This window comes from Uniformispora flossi, assembly GCF_049534875.1.
Classification (GTDB): domain Bacteria; phylum Actinomycetota; class Actinomycetes; order Streptomycetales; family Streptomycetaceae; genus Yinghuangia; species Yinghuangia aomiensis.
Genome location: NZ_JBMULZ010000019.1, coordinates 174,661 through 181,955, shown reverse-complemented (window position 1 = coordinate 181,955; position 7,295 = coordinate 174,661). Strand labels below are relative to the sequence as shown.

Sequence of the window (7,295 nt, the reverse complement as noted above, 5' to 3'; positions counted from 1 at the left end):
CCGGGCTCACGAGCCCGGTGCGCCGCCCCACAGCGCGGAGGACACGCCCTGCACTACTGTGCCGGGCGTGTCCCGTGAGATCGCCCTCCTCGTCAACCCCGCCGCCGGGCGCGGCCGTGCCGCCCGTGCCGCGGACCCCGTCGCCGACGGGCTGCGCGCCGCAGGCCTGGCGGTGCGGGAAATCCGCGCCCCCGACCCGGCGGCCGCGCTGCGCATGCTGCGGTCCGAAGTCCGGGGCGGCGTCGGCGCCGTGGTCGCGGTGGGCGGCGACGGCACGGTGTCCCTCGCGCTCCAGGCGGTCGCGGGCACCGGCGTTCCGCTGGGCATCGTCGCGATCGGCTCCGGCAACGACTTCGCCCGCAGCGTCGGCCTGCCGGTCGGCGACCTCGACGCCGCGATCCCGGTGATCGCCGCGGGCCGGACCCGCACCCTGGACCTGGGCCGCGCCGAGGACCGCTGGTTCGGCACCGTCATCGCGTCCGGCTTCGACTCGCGCGTCAACGAACGCGCCAACGCGATGAGCTGGCCGCGCGGCCGGATGCGCTACAACCGCGCGGTGGTCGCCGAGCTGCCCGCGCTCAAGCCGATCCCGTACGAACTCGAACTCGACGGGCGGACCCTGGAAGTCGAGGCGATGCTCGTCGCCGTCGGCAACGGCACCTCCTACGGCGGCGGCATGAAGATCTGCCCGGACGCCGACCTGACCGACGGCATGTTCCAGATCACCGTCGTCGGCGCCTGCGGCCGCTTCGAACTGCTGCGCGTCCTGCCGCGCGCCTACAGCGGCCGACACGTCGACCACCCCGCGGTCACCACCTACACCGCCTCCGTGGTCGCCCTGTCCGCGCCCAAGGTGACCGCATGGGCCGACGGCGAGCGGATCGCGCCCCTGCCGCTGACCGCCACGACCGTCCCCGGCGCCCTGCGGCTGCTCGCTCCCGTGCTGCCCGCACCCCGGGAAAACGTGATCACATCCCAGGACGCCGCCCGGTAACCTGCTGGGTGAGATGCCTCTCGATCCTTGCCGCGGCGCGGGCCGCGATTCCGACGTCCTGAACAGCGCGCGACCGAAGAGCGGGTGGTCCGAATGACAGCACCGGACCGGCTCCCCGGCTCTGCCGAACCGTCGCCCGCCGAGCGGTACGCGGCCGCCCGCGCCCGGCAGGCCGAGGAACGCACCGAGCTGCACGCCTTCCGCAACGAGTACGAATTCGGCCTCGACCCCTTCCAGGACGAGGCCTGCCGGGCCCTGGAATCCGGCCGCGGCGTCCTCGTCGCGGCCCCCACCGGCTCCGGCAAGACCGTCGTCGGCGAATTCGCCGTGCACCTCGCGCTGCGCCAAGGCCGCAAGTGCTTCTACACCACGCCCATCAAGGCGCTGTCCAACCAGAAGTACACCGACCTGGTCAAACGCTACGGCGCCGACCAGGTAGGCCTCCTCACCGGCGACAACTCGGTCAACGGCGACGCCCCCATCGTCGTCATGACGACCGAAGTGCTGCGCAACATGCTGTACGCGTCCTCGCACACCCTCAACGGCCTCGGCTACGTGGTCATGGACGAGGTGCACTACCTCTCCGACCGGTTCCGCGGCGCGGTGTGGGAAGAAGTGATCATCCACCTGCCGCCGTCGGTGACCCTCGTGTCGCTCTCCGCGACCGTGTCCAACGCCGAGGAGTTCGGCGACTGGCTGGCCACGGTGCGCGGCGACACCGCCGTCGTGGTCTCCGAGCACCGCCCCGTGCCGCTGTGGCAGCACGTCATGGCCGGGAACCGGGTCTACGACCTGTTCACCGACGAGAACCACCAGGAGGTCAACCCCGACCTGGTGCGCCTAGCGCGGGAGACGAACGAGCGGACCGGCCGCCCGTACGACAAGTACCGCAAGGGCCGCAACAACCGCGACGGCGCCGCCCCGCAGCGCCGCCGCGTATGGACGCCCAGCCGCGTCGACGTCATCGAAAAGCTCGACGCCCAGGGCCTGCTGCCCGCGATCACGTTCATCTTCAGCCGGGCCGGCTGCGCCGCCGCTGTCCAGCAGTGCCTGCACGCCGGGCTGCGGCTGAACACCAACGCCGAGCGCGCCCAGGTCAAATCGATCGTCGAGTCGCGCACCGGCCACATCCCCGACGAGGACCTCCAGGTCCTTGGCTACTTCGAGTGGCTCGAAGCGCTGCAGCGCGGCATCGCCGCGCACCACGCGGGCATGCTGCCGACGTTCAAGGAAGTCGTCGAGGAACTCTTCGTCCGCGGCCTCGTGAAGGCGGTCTTCGCGACCGAGACACTGGCGCTCGGCATCAACATGCCCGCCCGGTCGGTCGTGCTGGAGAAGCTCGTCAAGTGGAACGGCGAGACCCACGCCGACCTCACCGCGGGCGAATACACCCAGCTCACCGGGCGCGCCGGACGCCGCGGCATCGACGTCGAAGGCCACGCGGTGGTGCTCTGGCACCAGGGCTTCGACCCGAAGCACCTCGCCGGCCTCGCGGGCACCCGCACGTATCCGCTGCGGTCGTCGTTCAGCCCGTCCTACAACATGGCCGTCAACCTCGTCGGCCAGGTCGGACGGCACCGCTCGCGCGAGCTGCTGGAGACCTCGTTCGCGCAGTTCCAGGCGGACCGGTCGGTCGTCGGCATCGCCCGCCAGGTCCGTAAGAACGAGGAAGGCCTCGCCGGCTACCGCGAGGCGATGACCTGCCACCTCGGCGACTTCGACGAGTACGCGGACCTGCGCCGCGCCCTCAAGGACCGGGAGAACCGGCTCGCCCGGGACGGCGTCGCCCAGCGGCGCGCCGCCGCCGCGGCTTCGCTGGAGAAGCTCCGGCCCGGCGACGTCATCGTCGTGCCCACCGGCAAGTACGCGGGGCTGGCGGTCGTCCTCGACCCCGGGATGGCGGAAGGGCCGGAAGGACCGCGCCCCTACGTCCTCACCGCGGACCGGCAGGCCCGGCGCCTCGCCTCGATCGACTTCCCGACCCCGGTGGAAGCCGTCGAACGCCTGCGCATCCCGCGCTCGTTCAACGCCCGCAACCCGCAGTCGCGCCGCGACCTCGCGTCCGCACTGCGCACCAAGGCCGGGCACATCCACCCCGACCGGCCCCGGCGCGGGCGCTCCGCGGCCGCGGACGACCCCGAGATCGCCCGGCTGCGCCAGGCGATCCGGCAGCACCCGTGCCACGGCTGCGACGACCGCGAGGACCACGCACGGTGGGCCGAGCGGTTCCACCGGCTGCAGCGCGACACCAAGCAGCTCGAGAACCGGATGCGCGGGCGCACCCACACGATCGCCCGCACGTTCGACCGGGTGTGCGGGATGCTCGCCGATCTGGGCTACCTCACCGGCGACACGGTCACCGAGGACGGCCGCCGCCTCGCCCGGATCTACGCCGAACTCGACCTGCTCACCGCGGAATGCCTGCGCGAGGGCCTGTGGGAGGACCTCACGCCCGCCGAACTCGCCGCCTGCGCCTCGGCACTGGTCTTCGAGGCGCGGATGCCCGACGACGCCATCGCGCCGCGGATGCCCGGCGGCGCGGCCAAGTCGGCGCTGGCCGACATGGTGCGGCTGTGGGGCCACCTGGACGCGCTGGAGGACCAGCACGGCCTGGACTTCCTGCGCGAACCGGACCTCGGGTTCGCGTGGACCGCGTACAACTGGGCCTCCGGGCAGCGGCTCGACGCCGTGCTCGGCGAATCCGACCTGCCCGCGGGCGACTTCGTCCGGTGGATGAAGCAGCTCGTGGACGTGCTCGGGCAGATCGCGGACGCGGCGCCGGAGGACGGCACGGTGCGCGCCACGGCACGCAAGGCGATCGAGGCGGTCCGGCGCGGAGTCGTGGCGTACTCATCGGTGAACTGACGCGGCGCCCCCGGAGTGGCGGGGGCTGCCCGCCGATCCCGGCGCCGCGTGCGGGCTCCCGAGCGGGCCTTGTGCGGCCTTCCGTGCCGCTACTTGCGGCAGAGCGTGAGCCCCGGGCGGCCCGGTTGCCCGAAGTCGCGGCAGCCGGTCGCCGGGGGCTTCTTCGCGGGCTGGTTCGGGTTGCCCGGTCGGGTCGGGACGGTCAGCGTGACGTGCTTGCACCACGGCATGCCCTTGCCCGGCACTTCCTCGCCCGTGCACTCCATCCGGACCTTGCCGTTGTCGACGACGATGCGGGTGGGGCCGACGCTGACCGTCGGCTTGCGCGGCGTCGGCGGTGCCGGCTTCGGATCGGCTTTGACCACCGGCGGCTTCGGTGCCGGCGGGGGTGGGCTGGACGGTTGGGGCGGCGGCGGGGTCGGCTTGGGCGGCGTGGTCTTCGGCGGTTCCGGCTTCGGCGGCGTCGCGGCCGGGGGTGACGGAGGAGGCACCACCGGGGCGGCGGACGGCGGCGGCGGCGACGGGGCCGCGACCGGCTTCGCCGGATCGTGGTTCCCGCCGCCGGTGAACGCCCAGGCCACCGCGGCGATCGCGAGGACCGCCCCGGCGACCACCGCTCCCTTGACGACCGTCGAGCCGCCTTCGCCGGCGGCTCCCGCGGCGCCGGACCCGCCGGAACCGGCCGCGGCGCCCGCGACCGCCGCCCCCACCGCGGCGGCGGCCGCTGCCGCCGCCGCGAGGTAGGCCAGGGCCGCCGCGCCGAGCATGCCTTCGGCGACGACGCGCATGCACGTACTGACACTTGCCAGTTCGACGCACGCCGCGCGGCAGCGGTCGCACGTGTCGAGGTGGGCGCGGATGTTGTCCTCGGCATGGTCGCCGAGGCGGTGCCGCACGAACGCGCCGTACTTCTTCGCGAACGGGCGGCACTCCTGCGGGAGTCCGCTCTCCACGTAGACCTTCAGGTACGCCTCGCGCAGTCCGTCGCGTGCGCGTTCCTTCAGCTTCGACAGCGCGTTCGGGCTGACACCGAGCAGCGGGGCCACGCGGTCGCGCGGCTCCCGCTCGACCTCGGTGTACCAGAGCACCGCCTGCCAGCGTTCCGGGAGCTCCTGGAACGCCTTGGCGGCCAACTGCCGGTCGGTCGCGGCCACCGCGGGATCCTCGGGCGTCTCGTCGGTCGACTCGTACGCCGCGACATCGTCGGTCAGCAGCACCCGCCGCTCGTTGCGGGCCCAGTCGCCCGCCACCCGCCTCACGGTCGTGAGCAGGTACGGGCGGCACGCCTCGCGGGGTCCATGGCCGGAACGCAGGGCATGCAGCGTGCGGGTGAACGTCTCGCCGACCAGGTCCTCGGCGTTTTCCTTGGTGCGGGTGCACAGGCGCGCGAGTCGGCGGACCGCGACCACATGCCGCTGGTACAGGACTTCGTACGCGGCGTCGTCGCCTTCGCGGACCCGGTCGGCCAGGTACGAGTCCGACGGGCCGTCGTCGCGGCGGCCGTCCGCCGACTGGTGGTCGGCGTCGTCGCTGCCGTCTCCGGGACCCTCCTGGCGGAGACGGCTCCGGACTCCGGGCGACGCTTCGGCCGCGACGGGGGCGTCGGAGGCGTCGGCCGGGTCGGTTGCGGGGACTTGGGGGGGTGCGTGCGGGCCGTCGTGGCTGACGGGACCGTCGGAGCCGTCGGAGCCGTCGTAGCCGTCGAGGTCGTCCGGGTCGGACGGGCCGCCCGGCAGCGGGTGTTCGCGCGGCCCGACGGGGGCCGCGACGGCACCGGGCGCTGCGGGGTCGGCCGGCTCGGCACCGGCCGGGCCGGTTCCGGACGACTCGCGGCCGCGGGGCGTCGGGAAAGGACCGCGCCGGTGGTCGGCCGTGCGCTGGCCGGGCAGCATGCCGGACGCGTCGACGCGGCGGGCTTGTTCGGGGACGCGTGCGGGGCCGTCGTCGTCGGACGGCTCGTCGGCGTGCCCGTCCCGGGACTCCGCCGCGGGGTCGGCGGGATGCTCCGGCGGCTGCCGGTCCGGACCGGAGGCCGACGGGTCGTCCTCGCGTGACACCCGGGACCTCCCTCAGCGGAACTCGTCGTCTCTGCGCGCGTCTCTGTGCCCAGCATCGTGGCGATCTCGGGGCCGTCTGTCCAGAACGCCAGGGGGCGTACGCCGTGCGGGTAGTGCGCGCGGGCGTGCGTAGTGCAGGACGGGCGCGCGGATTCGGCACGCGCGCCCGTCCCGGTCGTGGGGCCGTTCGGGTGACGGAGCGTCATAGCGGTGGCGGCGGGATTCGCGGGGGTGGCGAGCATGTGGGGCATGGGGTGCAAGGCCGTTCGGGGGGTGGGGCGGTGGGGGGTGGGCGTCGAGTCGATCGACGCGGGCGGCGCGGCGCGGCGGGGGGAGAGGGCCGCGGACTGCGCGCCGGGGAAGGGGAGTCGGGGGACGGGGTGGGGGGCGTATCGAAGAGCGGGGTGGGGGCGCGCGGTGAAGGGGGAGCGCGCGGCGTTGCGGTGCGGTGCGGTGCGGAGGCAGGTGGCGGCGTCGGCATCGGCGTCGGAGATCAGCCGATACGTCGCGGGGAGCAGGAGCGGGGTGGGGAGTTGCCGGGTTTGGTGCGTGGCGGAGGGGGGTCGGCGGCCGGGGATGCGGCCGCCGCTGGCGCGGGTGGTGCGGGACACGGTCAACTCCCCTGGGGCATACCGGGCTCGATGGCGAGCCGGACGTGCGGGCGCGGTACGGAAGGGACCGGTCCGGGTGCGCCTTGCGTGCCGCCGAGCGGGTCGACGGGGGCGCGGCACAGCCGGTCGAGGCGGTCGGGGAGGGCGGGGTCGTCTCCGTCGACCAGGGCCATGAGGCGGCCGGCGGGGACGGCGTACACGTCCTCGACGAGTGCGCGTTCCATGTGCCGGGCGGTCAGCAGCAGGTGCCGGACGTGGTGCCAGTAGCGCGTCTCGGGGATTTCGAGCTGCACCACGAGCAGGCGCGTGCGTTCGCCCGCGCCGGTGCGCGCCTTGAGGCGCTGTTGGAGGAGGGCGGCGGACGGGAGTTCGGTGAGGGGGTCGGTGCCCGGCGGCAGCGTGCCGGGCGCGGTGGAGCGGATGCGGGCGGAGACGTAGGCCTGGACGACGGAGGCGTCCGCGGGGAGCGCCAGGGCGCACAGGAACAGCGCGTCCAGTTCGCACAGGGCGACGTCCAGGGGGATCTCCGCGGCGGCCCGGTCGCGGCCGAGGGCCACGCAGGCCGATCGGACGTGGCCGGTCGCCACGAAGGACTCGATGCACAGCTCGACGGCCGCGCTGTGCCATTCGACGCGGGAGGGCCAGCCGGCCCGGCGCGTCACACGGTGCCACTCGCCCCGCAGCCAGTCGGGGTCGGCGGTCGATGCGATGTCACACTCGGTACCCATGCCAAGGGAGACCGGGCACCCTCGGAGAAGTGACGCGACC

The 7,295-nt window shown here is 74.2% G+C and carries 4 protein-coding genes; 2 read left to right on the top strand and 2 right to left on the bottom strand.

Annotation, left to right across the window (positions count from 1 at the left end; all coding sequences use genetic code 11):
* The first annotated feature begins 67 nt into the window (after nt 1-67).
* Both ACPA54_RS31955 and ACPA54_RS31950 read left to right on the top strand, forming a co-directional pair.
* The gene (locus ACPA54_RS31955) at nt 68-994 is read left to right on the top strand and encodes a diacylglycerol kinase (RefSeq protein WP_423535003.1); all 927 of its coding nucleotides are present in this window, start codon (nt 68-70) and stop codon (nt 992-994) included.
* Nucleotides 995-1,087: 93 nt separating this feature from the next.
* Complete coding sequence (locus tag ACPA54_RS31950; protein ID WP_423534985.1) at nt 1,088-3,859, top strand: DEAD/DEAH box helicase; 2,772 nt, start codon at nt 1,088-1,090, stop codon at nt 3,857-3,859.
* Nucleotides 3,860-3,948: 89 nt separating this feature from the next.
* On the opposite strand, the gene ACPA54_RS31945 is transcribed toward ACPA54_RS31950, so the two are convergent.
* Entirely contained in the window at nt 3,949-5,916 is a 1,968-nt protein-coding gene (locus ACPA54_RS31945; RefSeq protein ID WP_423534983.1) for an RNA polymerase sigma factor, read from the bottom strand.
* Nucleotides 5,917-6,529: 613 nt separating this feature from the next.
* The gene (locus tag ACPA54_RS31940; RefSeq protein WP_423534982.1) at nt 6,530-7,255 is read right to left on the bottom strand and encodes a hypothetical protein; all 726 of its coding nucleotides are present in this window, start codon (nt 7,253-7,255) and stop codon (nt 6,530-6,532) included.
* Nucleotides 7,256-7,295 lie beyond the last annotated feature (40 nt).

What these genes read in the sequence shown, in the direction of transcription:
- ACPA54_RS31950 (WP_423534985.1), top strand. Translation starts at nt 1,088, where the DNA reads ATGACAGCACCGGACCGGCTCCCCGGCTCTGCCGAACCGTCGCCCGCC.
- ACPA54_RS31940 (WP_423534982.1), bottom strand. Translation starts at nt 7,255, where the DNA reads ATGGGTACCGAGTGTGACATCGCATCGACCGCCGACCCCGACTGGCTG.